Annotated in this window: 19 protein-coding genes; 14 read left to right on the top strand and 5 right to left on the bottom strand. The window is 57.0% G+C overall.

From position 1 onward, the window contains the following. Positions 1 to 5: 5 nt before the first annotated feature. The gene (gene apbC / locus EV681_RS15480) at positions 6 to 1,100 is read right to left on the bottom strand and encodes an iron-sulfur cluster carrier protein ApbC (protein ID WP_130304488.1); all 1,095 of its coding nucleotides are present in this window, start codon (positions 1,098 to 1,100) and stop codon (positions 6 to 8) included. A 414-nt stretch (positions 1,101 to 1,514) separates the two neighbouring features. Between apbC and EV681_RS15475 the strand changes: the two genes are divergently transcribed. Then, positions 1,515 to 1,802: a hypothetical protein gene (locus EV681_RS15475; RefSeq protein WP_128396668.1), complete on the top strand. Its 288-nt coding sequence runs from the start codon at positions 1,515 to 1,517 to the stop codon at positions 1,800 to 1,802. A gap of 353 nt (positions 1,803 to 2,155) precedes the next feature. On the opposite strand, the gene EV681_RS15470 is transcribed toward EV681_RS15475, so the two are convergent. Continuing rightward, entirely contained in the window at positions 2,156 to 2,578 is a 423-nt protein-coding gene (locus EV681_RS15470) for a winged helix-turn-helix transcriptional regulator (RefSeq protein WP_242612272.1), read from the bottom strand. Positions 2,579 to 2,655: 77 nt separating this feature from the next. On the opposite strand from EV681_RS15470, the gene EV681_RS15465 reads away from it, so the two are divergent. Then, positions 2,656 to 3,333: an FMN-dependent NADH-azoreductase gene (locus EV681_RS15465; RefSeq protein ID WP_207227081.1), complete on the top strand. Its 678-nt coding sequence runs from the start codon at positions 2,656 to 2,658 to the stop codon at positions 3,331 to 3,333. An 11-nt stretch (positions 3,334 to 3,344) separates the two neighbouring features. Here EV681_RS15465 and EV681_RS15460 read toward each other — a convergent pair whose 3' ends face one another. Beyond that, a complete protein-coding gene (locus EV681_RS15460; RefSeq protein WP_130304486.1) occupies positions 3,345 to 4,247 on the bottom strand; it encodes a LysR family transcriptional regulator in 903 nt (300 codons plus the stop codon). A gap of 178 nt (positions 4,248 to 4,425) precedes the next feature. Here EV681_RS15460 and EV681_RS15455 point away from each other — a divergent pair, with 178 nt between their 5' ends. From EV681_RS15455 to EV681_RS15440, 4 genes are all read left to right on the top strand, one after another. Next, complete coding sequence (locus EV681_RS15455; RefSeq protein WP_130304485.1) at positions 4,426 to 5,211, top strand: SDR family oxidoreductase; 786 nt, start codon at positions 4,426 to 4,428, stop codon at positions 5,209 to 5,211. Positions 5,212 to 5,287: 76 nt separating this feature from the next. Next, complete coding sequence (locus tag EV681_RS15450) at positions 5,288 to 5,821, top strand: DUF1097 domain-containing protein (protein WP_128396664.1); 534 nt, start codon at positions 5,288 to 5,290, stop codon at positions 5,819 to 5,821. Continuing rightward, positions 5,797 to 6,309 (top strand): DoxX family protein, encoded by a 513-nt coding sequence (locus tag EV681_RS15445; protein ID WP_128396663.1) that lies wholly within the window; start codon positions 5,797 to 5,799, stop codon positions 6,307 to 6,309. The genes EV681_RS15450 and EV681_RS15445 overlap by 25 nt, the downstream gene beginning before the upstream one ends. 518 nt (positions 6,310 to 6,827) lie before the next feature. Next, the gene (locus EV681_RS15440; RefSeq protein WP_130304484.1) at positions 6,828 to 7,934 is read left to right on the top strand and encodes an NADH:flavin oxidoreductase/NADH oxidase; all 1,107 of its coding nucleotides are present in this window, start codon (positions 6,828 to 6,830) and stop codon (positions 7,932 to 7,934) included. A 31-nt stretch (positions 7,935 to 7,965) separates the two neighbouring features. Here the strand turns inward: EV681_RS15440 and EV681_RS15435 are convergent, their stop codons facing one another. Further along, a complete protein-coding gene (locus EV681_RS15435) occupies positions 7,966 to 8,940 on the bottom strand; it encodes a LysR family transcriptional regulator (protein WP_130304483.1) in 975 nt (324 codons plus the stop codon). Positions 8,941 to 9,259: 319 nt separating this feature from the next. Here EV681_RS15435 and EV681_RS15430 point away from each other — a divergent pair, with 319 nt between their 5' ends. From EV681_RS15430 to lysM, 8 genes are all read left to right on the top strand, one after another. Then, the gene (locus tag EV681_RS15430; protein WP_130304482.1) at positions 9,260 to 10,627 is read left to right on the top strand and encodes an MFS transporter; all 1,368 of its coding nucleotides are present in this window, start codon (positions 9,260 to 9,262) and stop codon (positions 10,625 to 10,627) included. An 81-nt stretch (positions 10,628 to 10,708) separates the two neighbouring features. Continuing rightward, positions 10,709 to 11,302 carry a chromate transporter gene (locus tag EV681_RS15425; protein ID WP_130304481.1) on the top strand — a complete coding sequence of 198 codons (594 nt, stop codon included), beginning with the start codon at positions 10,709 to 10,711 and terminating at the stop codon, positions 11,300 to 11,302. After that, complete coding sequence (locus EV681_RS15420) at positions 11,299 to 11,832, top strand: chromate transporter (protein WP_130304480.1); 534 nt, start codon at positions 11,299 to 11,301, stop codon at positions 11,830 to 11,832. The genes EV681_RS15425 and EV681_RS15420 overlap by 4 nt, the downstream gene beginning before the upstream one ends. A gap of 324 nt (positions 11,833 to 12,156) precedes the next feature. Beyond that, positions 12,157 to 14,259, top strand: a complete 2,103-nt coding sequence (metG, locus tag EV681_RS15415; RefSeq protein WP_128396657.1) for a methionine--tRNA ligase — start codon at positions 12,157 to 12,159, stop codon at positions 14,257 to 14,259. A 76-nt stretch (positions 14,260 to 14,335) separates the two neighbouring features. Further along, on the top strand, positions 14,336 to 14,944 hold the full coding sequence (locus EV681_RS15410; protein ID WP_242612271.1) for a class I SAM-dependent methyltransferase: 609 nt from the start codon (positions 14,336 to 14,338) through the stop codon (positions 14,942 to 14,944). A 140-nt stretch (positions 14,945 to 15,084) separates the two neighbouring features. Continuing rightward, a complete protein-coding gene (gene trmB / locus EV681_RS15405) occupies positions 15,085 to 15,897 on the top strand; it encodes a tRNA (guanosine(46)-N7)-methyltransferase TrmB (RefSeq protein ID WP_128396655.1) in 813 nt (270 codons plus the stop codon). Positions 15,898 to 15,917: 20 nt separating this feature from the next. Next, the gene (gene pip, locus EV681_RS15400) at positions 15,918 to 16,856 is read left to right on the top strand and encodes a prolyl aminopeptidase (RefSeq protein ID WP_128396654.1); all 939 of its coding nucleotides are present in this window, start codon (positions 15,918 to 15,920) and stop codon (positions 16,854 to 16,856) included. A gap of 413 nt (positions 16,857 to 17,269) precedes the next feature. Continuing rightward, positions 17,270 to 17,704 carry a peptidoglycan-binding protein LysM gene (gene lysM / locus EV681_RS15395; RefSeq protein WP_128396653.1) on the top strand — a complete coding sequence of 145 codons (435 nt, stop codon included), beginning with the start codon at positions 17,270 to 17,272 and terminating at the stop codon, positions 17,702 to 17,704. Positions 17,705 to 18,042: 338 nt separating this feature from the next. Here the strand turns inward: lysM and EV681_RS15390 are convergent, their stop codons facing one another. After that, the gene (locus EV681_RS15390) at positions 18,043 to 18,771 is read right to left on the bottom strand and encodes a methyltransferase family protein (protein WP_130304479.1); all 729 of its coding nucleotides are present in this window, start codon (positions 18,769 to 18,771) and stop codon (positions 18,043 to 18,045) included. Positions 18,772 to 18,976 lie beyond the last annotated feature (205 nt).

Here is an 18,976-nt window from a genome sequence, read left to right as displayed (position 1 = left end):
CGCTTTTATTTCTTCAGATTTTCAACAACCACAGAGGGAAAGCGGCCAGCCATATCCTTGGGCAAGGCTGCCACCGCCATGGCTACACGCCGTGCCAGTTCGCGATAAAGCCCCGCCGCCTCGCTGTTGGGGTCGCTGGCAACCGTGGGCGTACCCGCGTCGGTCTGTACACGAATACTTTTTGCCAGAGGCAAGGCGCCCAGCCATGGAACGTCCAGTTCCTGGGCCATGTACTTGCCGCCGTCCTCGCCAAAAATGGCTTCGGCATGCCCGCAATGCGAGCAAATGTGCATTGCCATGTTTTCGACAATACCCAAAATCGGAATATTCATTTTTTCGAACATGCGCAAGCCCTTGCGGGCATCAAGCAACGCAATATCCTGCGGCGTGGTCACGATAATGGCGCCCACCACCGGTACCTTTTGCGCCAGCGTCAGGGCAATATCGCCCGTGCCCGGCGGCATATCGACAATCAGATAATCAAGATCGGGCCAGTTGGTCTGGCGCAGCAGTTGCTCCAGCGCCTGCGTGACCATGGGTCCGCGCCAGATGGCTGGTGAATCGGCCTCGATCAGAAAACCGATGGAATTGACCGTGATACCGTGGGCGCGCAAAGGCTCCATGGTCTTGCCGTCATTGGATACCGGCTTGCCCGATACGCCCATAATCAGCGGCTGGCTGGGGCCGTAAATATCTGCATCCAGAATGCCGACGCGGGCGCCGCTTTGCGCCAGTGCAATCGCCAGGTTGGCGCTGGTGGTGCTCTTGCCGACACCGCCCTTGCCCGAGGCCACCGCAATAATATTTTTTACCGCGGCAATAGGCTTGAGCCCGCTTTGCACAGCGTGCGCCCTTACCGTATCACTGAACTGCAACGTCAGTTGTGCCGCGCCGGCTTGTCTGGCAGCAGCCTGCAGCTGTTCGGTCAGGGCGGCCTTGGCTGCGGCGCTGGTCACATACCCGGGCTCTACGCGAACCGTTGCTCCCGTTTCGGAAAGCGTGATATCGGACTCTTTGAGCGTTGGGGCCACCGGCATACCAGTAACCGGGTCTACCACAGACCGTAACGCATCCAAAAGGGCTTTTGACGACAGACTCATTTCAACTCGCTGCAATTGATACTATTTTAAGGGCGTAATGGCCTTAATGATAACGTTTAATGGGCTTGCACATTGTTAAAATCTGTGTGGAGCAGGGATATCTTCCCTATGACGCGCCGCGTACCGCTTGGGGTTGCAACAACGAATTTCGCCGTGCTGCCGCCTCACTCGCATCAAACAAGCGCCGCCCTGCCGACGGTTTTGATGCGGTCCCGCTCACGTTACACGCCATGGGTGCTCGGGCTGTAACCACTTTTTGAAATCTTTTGGCATATCCGCGTGCGGGCGGCCCTTGAATTTTCCAGAAAAAGCCCTACTATAGAGAAAACAAATCAAGCAAAATCAATTGCTTGTGTACAATAAGCCGTAACGAATGCTTATTGGCTCTTCCCACTTACAAGGATCTGACCCCTTATGAACGATTTTCTGGACCGGTTTTTCAAAGCGCTGCTATTTGGTGTCATCACCATTGCAGGCCTTGTCATGGCCGCTGTGTTCCTGGTCTCTGCGGCCATTGCGGTGGGGCTGTTCTATATTATTGCGAAGGTGCGCGGCAAGCCGTTCGTCGCCCGCGAATACTGGAAAACAACCTCAACCCGCGCCCGCCAGACCCATTCCGAATTTTCCGAGAAATTCAAGAAACCCGGTAATTTTTCGCGCAAGCCCGATATCACAGATGTGGAAATCCGGGAAATAAAGTAACGCCGGCATGCCATACGCAGCCGCCCCACATCCCTGTCACTGAACTGGCCCTTGAAGTCAGACGCGTTATTCAAATTGGGCTGAAGGACTGAATTCTGTATTGAACAGGACTCAGTCCTTTTAATTTTTAGTTTGCTTCATTTGTGATTGTAATTACATATGCAATCATGCACTTGCCTTGCCAAGTGCAGCATTGAATCGAACTTTTCTGCACATGAAACAGCACGCTGGTTTTAACGCCCCAAACACGCTTGCCATGCTGGCATTGCCCGGACAGTTACCCCATTTTGCGTTAAAAAAATCTTTTGAAAATAATAGGGCAACGGCAGGCCCGGTGGGCTGTTTCAACAGCGCTACGACGCTGCATCGTATGCCTGGCGAGCATTCTTGATCGCTGCACGACTGCGATCGGCCCACTGAACAAGAACGGTCAGGGGCTCTAGAATTGTTTCGCCCAAAGGGGTCAGGCGGTACTCAACGCTAGGCGGCTTGGTTGGGAACACCGTTCGCGCGATCAGCCCGTCGCGCTCCAGATCGCGCAAGGTCTGCGTCAGCATTCGCTTGGAAATGTCCGGAATCGCGCGCTGAACGGCGCTAAAGCGATGCGGACCGCTCGCCAACGTGCCCAGGACAAGCGTCGACCACTTGTCGCCGATCCGGTCAAGCACATCTCGCACCGGACATTGCGGGTCGACTGCCCATTTTGACCGCTCGTTATGTTTGGTGGACAAACCGCCGGGTACGTCGGCGGTTACTTTTAGCTCTCCATGTCCCAAAATTCTGCCTCCTTCACGTCGCGATAAAGTCTCATTATACTACCTAGTCTCAATTAATAACCACTAGGAAGAATATCATGTCCCTTACCTCCAAACCCGTTGTCACCAAGGCCAGCGGCCAACCCGGCGCGAACCCCGTGAGGCTGCTGCACATCGACACAAGCATTAAAGCGACAGGATCATTGACGCGGGAAATGTCGGCTGCAGCTGTGGCGCGCATCAAGCGTGAAGCCGCGGACATCGCGATTCAATATCGCGATCTGGCCGCCCATCCGCTGGGCGATCTGACTGAACGCGTGTTCGCAGCCCACGTAAAGGGCACAAGCATTAGCGACCTGGATCAGGACGAACTGACCGACCTTGCCGAAAGCGGACAGGTTCTTGAGGCGTTTCTAAGCAGCCAGGTGATTGTGATAGGCGTCGCTTTTTACAATTTCACCATTCCAAGCTCCCTGAAGGCGTGGATCGATCGCATTTGTGTTGCTGGAAAAACGTTCAGCTATAGTGCCAGCGGCGTAGTCGGGCTGGCGCGCGGCAAGCGCGTCATCGTGCTGCTGGCACGGGGCGGAATCTATGGCGAGGGATCGCCCAACGCACACCATGAACATGCAGAAACCTACCTGAGGTCGGTTTTCTCGGTGATTGGTATCGACAACCTTGAGGTAATCGCCGCCGATGGCGTTGACATTAGTCCGCAACTGCGCGAAGCCGCATTAGCGCGCGCGATGGGCAGCATCGAGACGCTGGCGGCTTGACGACAAGCCTCTTACGCGCCGAATTTTTCGCTATACAGGTCGCGCGCCCAATCAATGAAAACCCGGACCCGCGGCGACAACTGGCGATGAAACGGATAAAGCGCGCACACTGGCAGGTCCGGACACGGCCAATCGGCCAGCACCTGCACCAACCTGCCCGCCTGCAAATGGGCCTGCAGCCGAAAGCGTGGCACCTGGATCAGCCCGCAACCGGCAAGGGCAGCGCTGGTATAGCATTCGGCATCGCTTACGGACATCCAGCCGCTGGCCTCGAACTGCGTCTCCTGCCCATCCATCATGATCGAAAAGGGGTAGCGACTGTCGTTGCCGCGCGAGAAAAAACCGATGGCCTGGTGCTGCGGCAGTTCGCCCGGATGCACGGGCGTGCCATAGCGGGACAAATATTCGGGACTGGCGCAGATAATCTGCTCCATATCCGCCAGTTTCCGAACCACCAGCGAGGAGTCGCGGGACTGCCCCGCTCGCACCACGCAGTCGATCCCTTCCCTGACCAGATGCACCAACCGGTCACCGCTACTGATAACCACATCGATATTCGGATAGCGCTCACGAAACTGCGCAATGCGCGGCAGGATGATCATGGTCGCATGCGCCCCGTGCAAATCCAGCCGCAACGTCCCGTGGGGATCGGTCACATGCGTGCTGAGCGAAGTCTCGGCATCTTCCAGTTCGGCCAGCACCCGTTTGCTGCGTTCATAGAAGGCCTGGCCATCCAGCGTGGGGGCAACCTGCCGCGTGGTGCGATCCAGCAATCGCGCGCCCAGGCGCTTTTCCAGCTGCTTGATGGCATGCGTGGCAGTGGCTCGCGGCAGATTCAGCGCCCCCGCCGCGTCGGTAAAGCTGCCCAGCTCCACGATCCGGATAAACAGCTGCATCGCATCAAAGCGGTCCATATGCACCCCATTGTTGGTGTTTTTTGAATTAACAAGCCAATTTCACCCCATTTATCCATCAGGCGTCAATCGATATGATGTTATTCATCGCTGCACCAGGCAACAGCAACTGCCACCGCCATCACCCTGGCGTACCCGCCGCCTCGTGCGCAGCCCATCATCATTCAAGGACAGGACTATGAACACCAGAAAAGACACCAGCAGCACCACCGACACAGCGGCCCACCCTGCATCAGCTGCGCCCACCGCCATCGTGACCGGCGCCTCGCGAGGCATTGGCCGCGCCATCGCCCTGCGCCTGGCCGCCGATGGTTTCAGGGTCGTGGTCAATTATGCGGGCAACGCCGCCAAGGCGCAGGAAGTGGTCGACGCCATCCAGGCGGCAGGCGGACAGGCAATGAGCGTGCAGGCCGACGTGTCCGTGGCCGAAGACGTGCAACAGCTCTTTGCCACGACGCAGCAAGCCTATGGCCAGATCAGCGCTGTTGTGCACAGCGCCGGCGTGATGACCATGAATGCGATTGCCCCGGAGAATATCGACGCCTTCGATCGTGTCATCCACACCAATCTGCGCGGCGCTTTCCTGGTGCTGGGGCAGGCGGCTGCGGATTTGCAAACCGGCGCACGCATTGTCGCGCTCTCGAGCAGCGTGATCGCCAAATCCTTTCCGCAGTACGGCCCCTACATCGCCGCCAAGGCAGGCGTAGAGGGCCTGGTGCGGGTGCTGGCCAACGAGCTGCGCGGTCGCAACATTACCGTTAATGCGGTCGCACCCGGGCCGGTTGCCACCGAACTGTTTTTTGAAGGCAAGAGCGAAGAGCAGATCACGCAACTGAGTAAGCTTGCCCCGCTGGAGCGCCTGGGCCAACCCGAAGACATTGCAAATGTGGTTGCGTTCCTGGTCGGGGCCGACGGGGGCTGGGTCAATGGACAAGTTGTTCGCGCTAACGGCGGCTTCGCATGAACCAGACTGCGTATGCCCGGCCCCGCGCCGGTGCCCGATTGACTATGCCATTACTGCATTTCCAAGGAGATGAGCAATGACAGGCAAGGCATTTTCCTCACACATAAAAGTGGTCATTGGCGAATCGGTCATTGCCTCGTCGGCCGCAACGCTAAGCGTCCTGGCCTTCGAGATACCGGTATGGGCCATGTTCGTCGGCTGGATCTCGTATTTCACCCGCGGGCTTAACCTGCAGCAGGGAATCATCAATCTGGCATGTGTCCTGATCGGTGTCATGCTGGGCATTGCTGCGGCCCATGGCCTGGCGACGCTCACACCCTATTTGGGCACCTACGCTATCAGCGCGGTGGTGTTTGCCATCACCATCATTGCACTGTCGCTGGCCAAAGCGCCTGCAGTGAACAACCTGCCCGCCATTTTTCTGGGGCTGGTGGCTTACTTTGCCTTGCACCAGCCCCCTTCAATGGCCACCTTCGGCACGCTGACGCTTGCAACAACATTGGGCGCAATTGCCGCATTCCTGGCCCATTCGCTACAAAATCACATCCGGCATAACGCCACCCATTCACCTGCCGGAGAACCCAAATGGCACGCAGCGAAAACGAAATAACCACGGCCATCCAGCAAGCAAGCGCACGCCCTCCTCGCCTGCTGATCCCCGCCCTGGACACGCTGTATAAGCGCGCTGAACCGGCCTTGTATGCCTTACTGCGCGTAGCCTTCGGTATTATCCTGTTCACGCACGGCTTACCCAAAGCCCTGGGAACGTCCCATGGTTCCATGGCCGACCCCATGGCTGGCTCCATCAACCTCATACAGAATGTGATGGGTCTGCCTTTTGCTCCCCAACTGGCCTTTCTGGTCATGCTGCTCGAAACAATAGGTGCGCTCATGCTTGCGCTTGGGTTGTGGGCTCGCCCCGTTGCTCTGGCCATCGTGGTGCAAATGCTGGCGATCAGCTATGTGCTGGGCCCGACCTGGCCGTGGATAGATCGCGGCATCGAGTACCCCGTGCTCATGGCATGCCTTGCCCTTTATATCGCCGTACGCGGCAGTGGCGCCTTTGCACTGGATCGCAGACTGGGGGTTGCCATTTAATCTGCGGATATCATATCGAACAACGACATCCATCACAGACGGCATCCCGGGCTCCACCGGCACATTATCTGTGCGGCCCGGATCTGCTGGCAACCCAACCCCCAATGAGCATAAGCACCCACGGCATAAGCACCCACCGTTAGTAAAACAAACGCGGTGGCCGCTGCCCGCCCCTGGCATATCCGATGATATCATTTCAAATGATATCTAAGATAAAAATATAGCATTTGAATTATTTGATGCATGGCACCATAATTTGACGTGACCCGGCATAAAGATGATCGCTTGCGGTCGGCGCCGCCGGTGGGCGGGCTTGTCGTCACACGGCAAACGCCCGTGCACCTGGCAGGCCAGACGCGTGGGTTGCCCGGCACTGCCGGCAACATCGTCCTGCCCCCGGCATATTTGGGGCAACGACACCGCACATTGGTTCGCCTTGCTGCGATCGCCCTGCCGCCCCATGAAGAATATTGATCCACCCTGCCCGATTTACGCTTATCTATTTCAAGAGTACCAATATGACCAATCTGTTTTCCCCCTTCAGCCTGAAAGACGTGACCTTGCGCAACCGCATTGCGGTTCCGCCCATGTGTCAGTACAGCGCCCAGGAGGGCTTTACCAATGACTGGCATCAGATTCATTACGCCAGCCTGGCCCGCGGCGGCGCCGGTCTGGTGATTGTGGAAGCCACGGCGGTCTCGCCGGAAGGCCGCATCACGCCAGACTGCCTGGGACTATGGAGTGATGAACATACCGAAGGGCTGGCCCGTATTGCCGCTTCCATCAAGGCTGCCGGTGCAGTGCCGGGCATCCAGATCGCCCACGCAGGCCGCAAGGCCAGCGCCAACCGTCCGTGGGAGGGCGACGACCATATCGCCGCTGACGATCCGCGCAGCTGGCAAACGATCGCGCCCTCAGCCATTGCCTATGGCGAGAACCTGCCCCAAGTGCCCAAAGCAATGACGCTGGCCGACATTGAGCGCGTCAAGGCCGATTTCGCCGCGGCAGCAAAACGCGCCCATGACGCCGGCTTCGAATGGCTGGAACTGCACTTTGCCCATGGCTATCTGGCGCAAAGCTTTTTTTCTGCCCACAGCAATCAGCGTGATGACCAATACGGTGGCGACCTGGCCGGCCGCAGCCGTTTTCTGCTGGAAACACTGGCCGCAGTACGCGACGTGTGGCCCCAGAACCTGCCATTGACCGCACGTTTCGGCGTGATCGAATATGACGGTCGTGATGAACAAACGGTTGCCGAGTCTATCGAACTGGCCCGCAATATGCGCAAGGGCGGCCTGGACCTGCTGAACGTGAGCGCCAACTTTGTCATTCCCGATACGCAGATCCCATGGGCAACCCCGGCGTTCCTGGCGCCCATTGCACAACGCCTACGCAACGAAGCGGGTTTGCCGGTGGCCTCAGCCTGGGGCATTGATGATCCGCAAGTGGCCAACCGCGTGGTTCAAGAGGAACAATTGGATCTTGTCATGATCGGCCGGGCCCATCTGACCGACCCGCATTACCCCCTGGCGCTGGCCAAAACGCTGGATCAGCCGCGCCCTACCTGGGTGCTGCCGGCGCCGTATGCGCACTGGCTGGAACGCTACCGCGGCGCAGCGGCTTAAGGTATTGGCGGGTCAGTATCGGCCAGTCCGATCAAGGCTCGTGCCCGGACATCACGTGCGGCGCACCCGCCTTGCCCAGCGACCCAGCCTCGCATTGCGCATGGCTGTCAAAACAGATATTAAACAGCAACTGGCGCAACCAGCGCTGGGCCGGATCACGATGCGTACGTTCATGCCAGGCCGCCATATTGGTAAAACCGGTAATGGCAATGGGCGGCTCGAATACAGCCAGCCCGGCCAGGTCGTTGACCAACCGGCTGGGCAGAATCGACACCATATCGCTGGCCCGCAACAGATCGGGCACAATCAGAAAACTTTTGACCGACACCGTGACCCGGCGCGTTTTACCGATTTTCTCCAGCGCCTCATCGGTCGCGCCGCGAAAGCCTGCGCCTGTGTAAGACACCAGCGCATGATCCAGTTCACAAAACCGCTCCAGCGTCAGATCCTGCTGGGTTTTAATAATGGGATGATCCCGGCGCACAACACAAACGTAATGTTCATCAAACAGCTTGCGCGCATGCAGATCCGGACAGGTATATTCAGGCGAGACCAGCGCCACGTCAATCACGCCGCGTTCCAGCTGGGATAGCATCTGGGTATCGTTCACCAGCACCAGCGCCACCTTGATATTGGGTGCCAGCCGCTTGAGCGTGGCCAGAAACGGCAACGCAATGGCGCGCAGCGCATAGTCGGTCGAAGCGATCGTAAACTGATGACTGGCAGTGGCCGGATCAAATACCGGTGGCTGCAACAGTGCGCCCACTTCGCCCAGCACCTGCTTGAGCGGTATGGCCAGGGACTGCGCACGCTCGGTCGGCTCAATGCCGCGCTGTGCCCGCACAAATAGCGGGTCATCGAAAGTATCGCGCAACCGGGTCAGCATGCCGCTCATCGCCGGTTGCGTTACGCCCAGGCGGGCTGCCGCCCGGGTCACATTTCTGTGATCCAGCAACGCGTCCAGCGCTTTGAGCAGGTTAAGATCAAGGTTTCGAATATCTTTCATCGTGATGATATTACATCTGTAAATAATGGCATTTGTCTTGCGGGCGGCAGGCTCCTCGATAATCAGCCAAGTATGTCCTAGTGAGCCGGGTATGTCGTTATTGGTACGGGCCAGGTAATTCGTCGTGGATAATTAAGGCGATCGCTATATCAGCATCCCTGGATATCTACTTAGCCTGCATCGCTATACTTAGCTTATACCTTACCCTTTGTATCACTGATTTACCACAGCATCCGCAAAACCTGCGAGGCACGCAGGGTTGACATCAAGTTAACTTCAGGTTTTATGATGACACCATACTCTGTCAATCAAGGTAGCCATGACCACCGATACTCCGCCAACGACCCCCGCCCGGCAACAGGCCAATAACGCGCCCCAGCCGGACACTGATGTCGCAGGCATACAGGCCACTGCCGGCGACGCCCACAGCACCCAGGGCGGACATAGGCCGCGAGCCGATAGCGCGGCCCAAACACGTGCATTACCTGCACCCGTGTTCAGTGCGCGCAGGCTGGCGGCGCGCAAGCTGGTGCTGCTTCTGGTGGCCACCCTGACCATTATGGCCAGCATTATCATTGCCCCATCGCTGCCTGCCATTGAAACCCGGTTTGCCGACAGCGAGCATATCGCCCTGCTCAGCCGCATGGTGCTCACTCTGCCTTCATTGTTTGTCGCCCTGTCAGCGCCCCTTGCCGGCATGCTGGCCGACCGGTTCGGGCGCAAGGGTCTGCTGGTTATTGCCATTGCCTTGTATGGCATCTCCGGGGCGTCGGGCCTGATCGCCGACAGCCTGACCGCCCTGCTGGTCGGGCGTGCGGTACTGGGGGTTGCCATCGGTGCCATCATCACCTTGAGCACCGCGCTGATCGGTGATTATTTTTCAGGGGCAGAGCGGGAAAGGTATCTGGGCTTGCAGCAAGCCTTTGTACAACTGGGTGGCGTGGTGTTTGTCATGTCTGGCGGACTGCTGGCCGAACTGCACTGGCGTATGCCATTTGTCATTTACGGCACGGCGCTGGTCCTGATTCCTGCAGTCATATTTTGTCTGACAGAGCCGCAGCGCCCCCGCGCCCTGCAATCGACAACCAGGCTCACAGACGCACCGGTGAACTGGCTGGTTGTAGGAACGGTATGCCTGCTGGCTTTCCTGATCAATGTCTCTTTTTATACCGTTCCCTCACAACTGCAATTTCATATGCAAGCGTTGAACATCTACAACGCCAGCGGCTTTGGCATGGTGCTGGGCGCGTTCAATCTGGCCGGCGGCATGGCTGCCCTGTGCTTTGGCGGGCTCAAGCGCCGCCTGGATACGACGCTTATTTTTCTGCTGGGCTTCAGCCTGATGGCTGCCGGCTTTGGCTTGTTATCCATAGCGTCACGCTTTGAGGGACTGGTGCTGGCCAACGCCATTCTGGGCGCGGGGCTGGGCATCGCCATGCCAAATGTCATGTCCACCGCCATCGCCCATTCCGCACCCGCGCTGCGTGGCCGGATTGCCGGCATGGCAGCCACCTCCATCTTTATCGGTCAGTTCATCTCGCCCTTTGTCAGCCAGTACTGGATCGCCCTGGTGGGCTACGCAGACATGTTCCGCAATGTCGGGCTGATCATGGCGACCCTGGCCGTGCTCTCGCTGCTGCCTGCCCTGCGCAACGGCTGGATGACGCTGATCGGACAAAAAACATAAGGGTTATTTTCGCGAAACATGGCTCATATTGGGAGTACAATTTAAGTCTTATATAAGACTTAAATTTTTGGTTCCTCTTTTATGGCCCAGACTCCTCCCATCGCGCCCCTGCCCGCCCCAACCACAGCCGTTGCCACGCTGCCTGCCCTGTTCCGTGGTTTTGCCAAAATCGGGCTACTGGGTTTTGGCGGTGTCGGGCCAATTGCCCGGCACGTGATTGTGCGCGAGCAGCATTGGCTGAGCGAAAAAGACTATGCAACGCTGCTGGGCATCGGTAAAGTTTTGCCCGGCGCCAATACGGTCAACGTGGCCGTCATGCTGGGCGACCGTTACCATGGTATCAAAGGCTCTGCAGTGGCGGTGGCCGGTCTGCTGGTGCTGCCGATCCTGGTCTTGATCGTGCTGGCCATCCTGTACCAGTTTCTGGACCAGAACCCTTATTTCAACGCCGCGCTGCAAGGCTCGGCCTGCGCGGCAGCCGGCATGGTCATTGGCACCGGCCTGAAAATGGCCAGCAAGATCGACCTGCGGGCCCATCATATCGTGGCTGGCATCGTGACGATTGCACTTGTGGTACTGCTCAAGTTCTCGCTGTTGCAGGTGGTTGGCGTCATGATGCCGCTGGCCATTCTTGCCAACTTCATCATTGCCCGCCGCCAGGAGCACCAGCCATGACAGTGCTGCTTGAGCTGTTTTTGACCTTCAGTCGCATTTCCCTGATTGCCATCGGCGGGGCCAACGCCGCCATCCCGGAAATCCGCCACGCGGTGGTGGATATTCATCAATGGATGAACACCGACACCTTTACCCATCTGTTTGCCGTTGCGCAATCGGCGCCCGGTCCCAATGTGCTTATTGCAAGCATCATTGGCTGGCATGTAGCAGGTATTGCAGGGCTGCTGGTGGCTACCATTGCCATGGTATTGCCGGCCTCGGTACTGGCCTTTATGGTCGGTCGCGTGATCAGCCACTTTACCCACAGGCGTGAATACAAACTGGTGCAGGACGCCGTGGTGCCAGTGGCCATCGGGCTGATTATTGCAAGCGGCATTGAGCTGTCGATGTATTCAGCCTTTGACGTGCTCACCTGGAGCATGGTCCTGGGCACGCTGGTCTTTGTCTATTTCACTGAAGCCAACCCCATGTGGGCGCTGCTGGTCTGCGCCATTGGCGGGGCGGCGGCCTATCAGGTCGGCATACTCTGAGCGCCTGCCGCTGCCGGAGATCCTCCAGCCGCGTTGCCCTACGCTCCGTAGTACCATGTTGCCTGCTATCCATGGCTGGCTGCTATTATGGGTGCCTGCTTTTCATTGGGCGCCACGCTAAAGAGGCCGCTGTACCTGGCGTTTGATCTTCTGCCAGCACAAGCTCACAACGCCCCGTTATACACCCCCGGGCATGCCACGGCAGCGTCCCGGCGCGGGCGGCGCGATCATCATTGCACGCCCATTGCCGCAAAACCCCGGTGCGCTGCAATATTGGTCTAAAATCACTCTTTTCCCCCCTTTTTTGTACTTACATTGCATCTTATGTCCCGCACGATTTTTGTTACCACGGCTCTCCCTTACGCTAACGGTTCGTTCCACATTGGCCACATCATGGAGTATATCCAGGCTGACATCTGGGTACGAAGCATGCGAATGGCCGGCCACACGGTGCATTTTGTCGGCGCCGATGACGCCCACGGGGCGCCCATCATGCTCAAGGCAGAAAAGGAAGGCATCACGCCGCAGGAACTGGTGGCCCGTTACGCACAGGAACGCCCGCGCTACCTGAATGGCTTTCATATCAAGTTCGATCACTGGCACAGCACAGACAGCCAGGAAAACATCGAACTGTCCCAGGCCATCTATCGCCAGCTCAAGGCTGCCGGCTTCATCAGCACCAAGACCATCGAACAGTTCTATGACCCGGTCAAGAGCATGTTCCTGCCCGATCGCTACATCAAGGGCGAGTGCCCCAAATGCCACGCACCGGATCAGTACGGCGATTCCTGTGAAGTATGCGGCGCCGTGTATGCGCCTACCGATCTGATCAACCCGTACTCCACGTTGACCAACGCAACACCGGTGCTCAAATCGTCCGAACACTTTTTCTTTAATCTGTCCGATCAGCGCTGCGTGGAATTTCTGCAGGAATGGACAACCGGCAGCAACAGCCAGGGCAACAAACGCCTGCAAGCGGAAGTGCTGGCCAAGACCCGCGAATGGCTGGGCAATGACGAGGGCAAAGAAAGCAACCTGAACGATTGGGATATCTCGCGCGATGAGCCTTATTTCGGTATTGAAATTCCCGATGCGCCGGGCAAGTACTTCTATGTCTGGCTGGATGCGCCGGTGGGCTATCTGGCCTCGCTCAAATCCTACTGCAAGCTTCAGGGGATAGACTTTGACGCCTTACTGGCGCCGGACAGCAGCACCGAACAGGTTCACTTTATCGGCAAAGACATTGTGTATTTCCACGCGCTGTTCTGGCCGGCCATGCTCAAGTTCTCCGGCCGCAAGGTACCCGACGCCCTGAATGTGCACGGCTTCATTACCGTGAGCGGCGAGAAAATGTCCAAAAGCCGCGGCACCGGCATCTCGCCCGTCAAGTACCTGGACATTGGCATGAATGCCGAATGGCTGCGCTATTACATCGCGGCCAAACTCAATGCACGCGTTGAAGACATAGACTTCAACCCCGATGATTTCATCGCCCGCGTCAACAGTGACCTGATCGGCAAATACATCAATATTGCCAGCCGCGCCGCCACCTTCATTACCCGCCACTTCGATGGCAAGCTGGGTTATTCCGGTGATGCCCAGGCAATGGCAACAGAATTGGCAACGCTGACCGACCAGGTACGCGTTGATTTCGAGAACCGCGAGTACGCCCGCGCGATCCGCAACCTGATGGCGCATGCCGACAAAATCAACCAGGCATTTGACAGCGCCCAGCCGTGGGTGATGGCCAAGGGCATCAGCACCGCAGATGAGCAGCAGAAACTGGCCTTGCAAGACGTGTGCTCACGCGCCATTGCCGGCTTCAAGGCCCTGTCTGTCATGCTGGCGCCAGTGCTGCCTGCGCTGGCCGAACGTATTGCAACTGAATTGTTCGGCATGAACCGCAGCTTTGCCTGGAGCGATGCTGCCGAACTGCCCGACCATATTGCGCCGTTCAAGCACCTGATGCAGCGTGTAGAACCGACCATGCTCGATACCCTGATTGAACCCGACGCACCTGCAGCCGATGCCGATGTGGTGGCCGCAGCTGTTGCCGCTGCGCTGCCCGGTGGCGAAGCCATTGCAGATGTAATTACGATTGATGATTTTGTAAAAATAGATTTGCGAATTGCAAAAATTGTTAATTGTGAACATGTGGAAGGTTCCAGCAAGCTGTTGCGCCTTACACTGGATGTGGGCGAAGGCAGAACCCGGAATGTGTTTTCTGGAATAAAATCAGCTTATCAGCCCGAGACCCTGATCGGAAAATATACGGTAATGGTGGCCAATCTGGCCCCACGTAAAATGAAGTTTGGTGTCTCCGAAGGCATGGTGCTTGCCGCCAGCGATGCTGACGAAAAAGCCAACCCCGGTATCTATATCCTGGAACCGTGGGAAGGCGCTCAGCCTGGCATGCGCGTGCGCTAATACGCCGGCCCCGTAAAACGGGCCGCGTGCACAAGCATCATGCTGTGGTCAACAATAAAACGGGACGTAGAAATATATGGTTGGAACATGGTGCAGAAGCGGTTTTGGCCGTCTGAAGAAAACCGTCAGGCGCTCACGCCCGCTCATGTTTGTGAACGAGCTGATGCACCAGCCCAAATTCACCGGCGCCATCTGTCCCAGCTCTCGCAAGCTGGGACGCTATATGGCCAAGCACATCCCGCTCAATCATGACGGCATCGTTATTGAACTGGGCGGCGGCACCGGCGTTATCACACAAGCAATACTGGATCATGGCGTTCCAGCCGACAAGCTGATCGTCATTGAGTTTTCCAACGTCTTTGCCCAGCACCTGCAGCGGCGCTTTCCGCATCTGACCATCATCAATGGCAATGCCGCCGATCTGGATGCCCTGCTGCCCCCGGGGGTCAGCATTAATGCCATCGTCTCCAGCCTGCCGCTCATTTCCCTGCCACCCGAAGTGCGCAGCCGAATTCTGCACCATTGGCAGACGCTGCTCAAGGACGACGGCCGCGCCATCCAGTTCACCTACAACCTGCGCCAGACACAATGGCAATCTTCCCTGAAAGCCTGTCATTACAGCAGTGAAATCGTGTGGACCAATGTGCCGCCGGCTCGGGTCATGACATTCCGCTTCGCAGCCTGAGCAACCCGCGCCTGCGGGGCGAATGCACTACAATGCAGGTTCCGTCGTCCGAGCGACTCTCCGCCCGATAGCCCCCTGGGCCTGGTGGATTGGCGCCCGGACAAGAAGCCAGACTTTGTACGCCCTTGCCCCTTTGACCCATGACCATTGCAGATCCCAATAAAAACGCCAATAATAGCGCCGACAAAAGCGCCAACAACAACGCAAATAAAGAGGCGGGTAACCCGTCCCCCGGCCCCGATGCGGCAGCCGGGGCCGGCGACAGTCACGAGACCCCCGACGCGTTAAAAGGACGCCATATTCGCAGCTTCGTGCATCGTCGCTCGCATATGACCCCAGGCCAGAAACAGGCGGTTGAGCAGCATATGGACAAATGGGCATTGCCCTACCAGGACAGCCTGCTGGACTATGACCAGGCCTTTGGCCGGGGCGCCCCCACCATTCTGGAAATCGGTTTTGGCATGGGCGAAACCACACAAAAAATTGCCCAGTTGCGCGCCGATGAAAATTTCCTGGGCGTTGAAGTCTTCAACGCCGGCGTGGGTGCATTACTCAAACGCATTGAAGAATCGGGCGTGAGCAATATTCGCATCATCCAGCACGATGCCGTCGAAGTGGTACAGAACATGATCGCGCCAGACAGCCTGGCGGGCGTGCATATTTACTTTCCTGACCCCTGGCCGAAAAAACGCCATCACAAACGTCGCCTGGTGCGCCCCGAATTCATCGCCCTGCTGGCCAGCCGCATCAAACCGGGCGGTTATATCCATTGCGCGACAGACTGGGAAGACTACGCCGGGCAAATGCTTGAGGTGCTCAGCGGCGAAGCATTGCTGCGCAACACCAGCGCAGACTACGCCCCCAAACCCGATTACCGGCCCCAGACCAAATTTGAAACCCGCGGCCTGCGACTGGGCCATGGCATTCGTGATCTGGTTTTCAAACGCATCTAGACTATTTCAAGGACCACTGCATGTATCCGCCTATTGAACCCTATCAGACCGGCAAACTTGATACTGGTGACGGCCACCAGGTGTACTGGGAGCTTTGCGGCAACCCTCAGGGCAAGCCGGCTGTTTTCCTGCACGGCGGACCCGGCGCCGGTTGCGGCGCGCACCATCGCCAACTGTTCAATCCGCAGCATTACAACATTCTGCTGTTCGATCAGCGCGGTTGTGGTCGCTCTGCGCCGCACGCCAGTCTGGAAAACAATACCACCGCCCACCTGATTGCCGATATTGAACGGCTACGCACCGAAGTGCTCAAGGCCGAGCAGATGCTGGTCTTTGGCGGATCATGGGGTTCTACCCTGGCGCTGGCCTATGCCCAGGCGCATCCGAAACAGGTGAGCGAGCTGATCGTGCGCGGTATCTTTACTCTGCGCAAGGAAGAATTGCGCTGGTTCTACCAGGAAGGCGCTTCGTGGCTGTTCCCGGATTACTGGGAAGACTATGTGGCCCCGATACCGCCAGAGGAGCGCGACGACCTGATTGCCGCTTATCACAAACGTCTTACCGGCGATGATCGCGAAGCGCAGATCAATGCTGCGCGCGCATGGAGCCAATGGGAAGGCCGCACGATCACGCTGTATCCTGATCAGTCCAACACCCAGAACTACATAGCCGATCACTTTGCTCTGGCCTTCGCTCGCATTGAAAATCACTATTTCACGCACGCAGGTTTTATGCAGGAAAACCAGTTGCTCAATAACGCGCATCTGCTCAAGGATATTCCAGGTGTGATAATCCAGGGCCGCTATGACTGCTGCACCCCGGCCAAAACAGCCTGGGACCTGCACAAGGCCTGGCCCCAGGCCGAGTTTCATATCGTGCCAGATGCCGGCCACGCGTTTAATGAGCCGGGTATTCTCAAGCTGTTGCTGGAAGCCACCGACCGTTACGCCACGCAATAACGCGACCGGAAAAGCAGCATCGCTTTAAAATTAGTATCGCCGGGATAACCGGTTGGTAAAAGCAAAAAGCCGCAACAGCAATGTGCGGCTTTTTGCTTTGAGCGATTGGCATGTTGCGCTTGCCCAAAGCGCCAACCCTAACGCAGGACAATTAATCCACTTTCAGCCTGCAAGAAGCCACTTGCAAGGCACACCCTGGCGCCCGAAGTAAAGAATCCTGCATTTATTCAGCTTTGCATCCTCATTGAGCGACGTTGCCGGATTTTGCACAGCGATTGGCACGATCTAACATTTGTTAACTTTCGGGGTCTTCCGTTTGTCATGTATTCCATGAATAATAGCGCTACGCACTAACCGTGCTATATTGAAGTTGAAGTTGCAGTTGTCATTTACGATAACAAGGAGTCATAACAATGGGTATTCTCAGTTTTATTAAAGAAGTCGGCGAGAAAGTATTTGGTGGTAGCGAAGCGCAAGCGGCAACCCCCGACGATCTCAAAAAGGAACTGGCCAAGCACGGCCTGAATGCTGATGGTCTGGATATCGCCGTTGATGGTGACAAGGTCACAGTGAAAGGCAATGCCGCAAGTACCGCCGACGCGGAAAAAATTGCAATCGCAATTGGCAATACGCAGGGCGTGGCTTCTGTAGACAACCAGTTGTCTGCAGCTGCAGCCGGAGAAGAATCCAACTTCTACACCGTCAAATCCGGTGATACCCTGTCCAAGATCTCCAAAGACCAGTATGGCGATGCCAACCAGTACCAGAAAATCTTTGAAGCCAACCGCCCAATGCTAAGCCACCCGGATAAAATCTATCCAGGCCAGGTTCTGCGTATTCCCAAGTAATTGCCTGGGTTCAGCCTGATCCCTTCTACGGGTATCAGGCTCCGGTTCGAGCCGATATTTCTATCGTGCACAACCGACATGAGGACCGCCTGCCATGGGCCTATACAAAAGACCCTGTCGGCATGCATAGACAGACAAAACCCTGCATATGAAAATATCGCTGGGTTTTTTATTGTATGCTGAATACTGCACATGCGTGATATTGCCAGACAGAACGTGACATACAAATCTGACACCAACAATCTGGCCCAGGATTAATATCAATGGTGTTGTGTCAGCGTTTTCTTCTTTATCAGCACCGGAGGTCTACCGAAGCGTGCAGCGGCAAGCTCCCACCCTCAAAACACATGCATCAGCACCGGCAAAATCGCGTCCTTGTGCAGATAATTCAACAGAATAAAAAACGGCCCGGCCAGCAGAAAACACAGGGCCTCGCGCACGGTGCGCCCCAGCGCCTTCATGGAAATTTCCAGGTGCGCCGGGTTATTCCAGTGGCGCAAGGTAATGCCCAGGCGCGGCACATGTTTTTTATACTGACTGTAGGGCACACCGAATATCATCTGCAGCGTATCTTCTTCCTGCGCAATCACCCAGTTGAACACCAAATAGATCAAGCCGCCGCTGACCAGGCCGGTCAATAGCGAGCCCGAGAGCAGCCCCATGCCGGTCACGCCCATGATGGAAAACATATACAGTGGGTTGCGCGTAACTGAATACGGGCCGTGCGTCATCAGCTCGGTATTCTTGCGACCATTCAGATAAAGCGAGGACCAGATGCGCCCCAACGCGCCGCACAGGATCAACACCAGGCCGCCCGCCTGGATCAGGTCATGCATAAGCGTCACATCGCGCCAGGCCGATTCGGTAAACAGGGACATGGCAACAATAACCAGTGCGGCACAAACCAGCAGCACCCGTCGCAGGCGCTGTACACGACCTAGGCGCTTGAGCCTGGCATAGACGGCCGAATCAGGTTTGGCAGGTATGACGCGCGGGCCATGGGCACTCGCGGCACCGGTAGCAGCACCGGTAGCGATCGTACTCTCTGTAAATTCACTCAGGGACATAATGGGTACTCAAAAAAAATGCATCGCGCAAAACCTGCGCGTATGCATCTTTATACCCAGTCGCTTATCAAATTATTGTTGAATAATCTGCAGCATATATTGCATGGCAATTCAAACCATTGAGCAATCCGCATTACTCAATCGTCATTTGGTTCAGATCCATGTGCCTTCGGGTGTGGGGGTTCGAGTCCCCCCCTTGGCACCA

Origin of the sequence: Advenella incenata, from assembly GCF_004217095.1 — a bacterium.
GTDB classification, from domain to species: domain Bacteria; phylum Pseudomonadota; class Gammaproteobacteria; order Burkholderiales; family Burkholderiaceae_B; genus Advenella; species Advenella incenata.
Note: the sequence above shows the minus strand (reverse complement) of the source record. Positions and strands in the feature narration are given on the sequence as shown.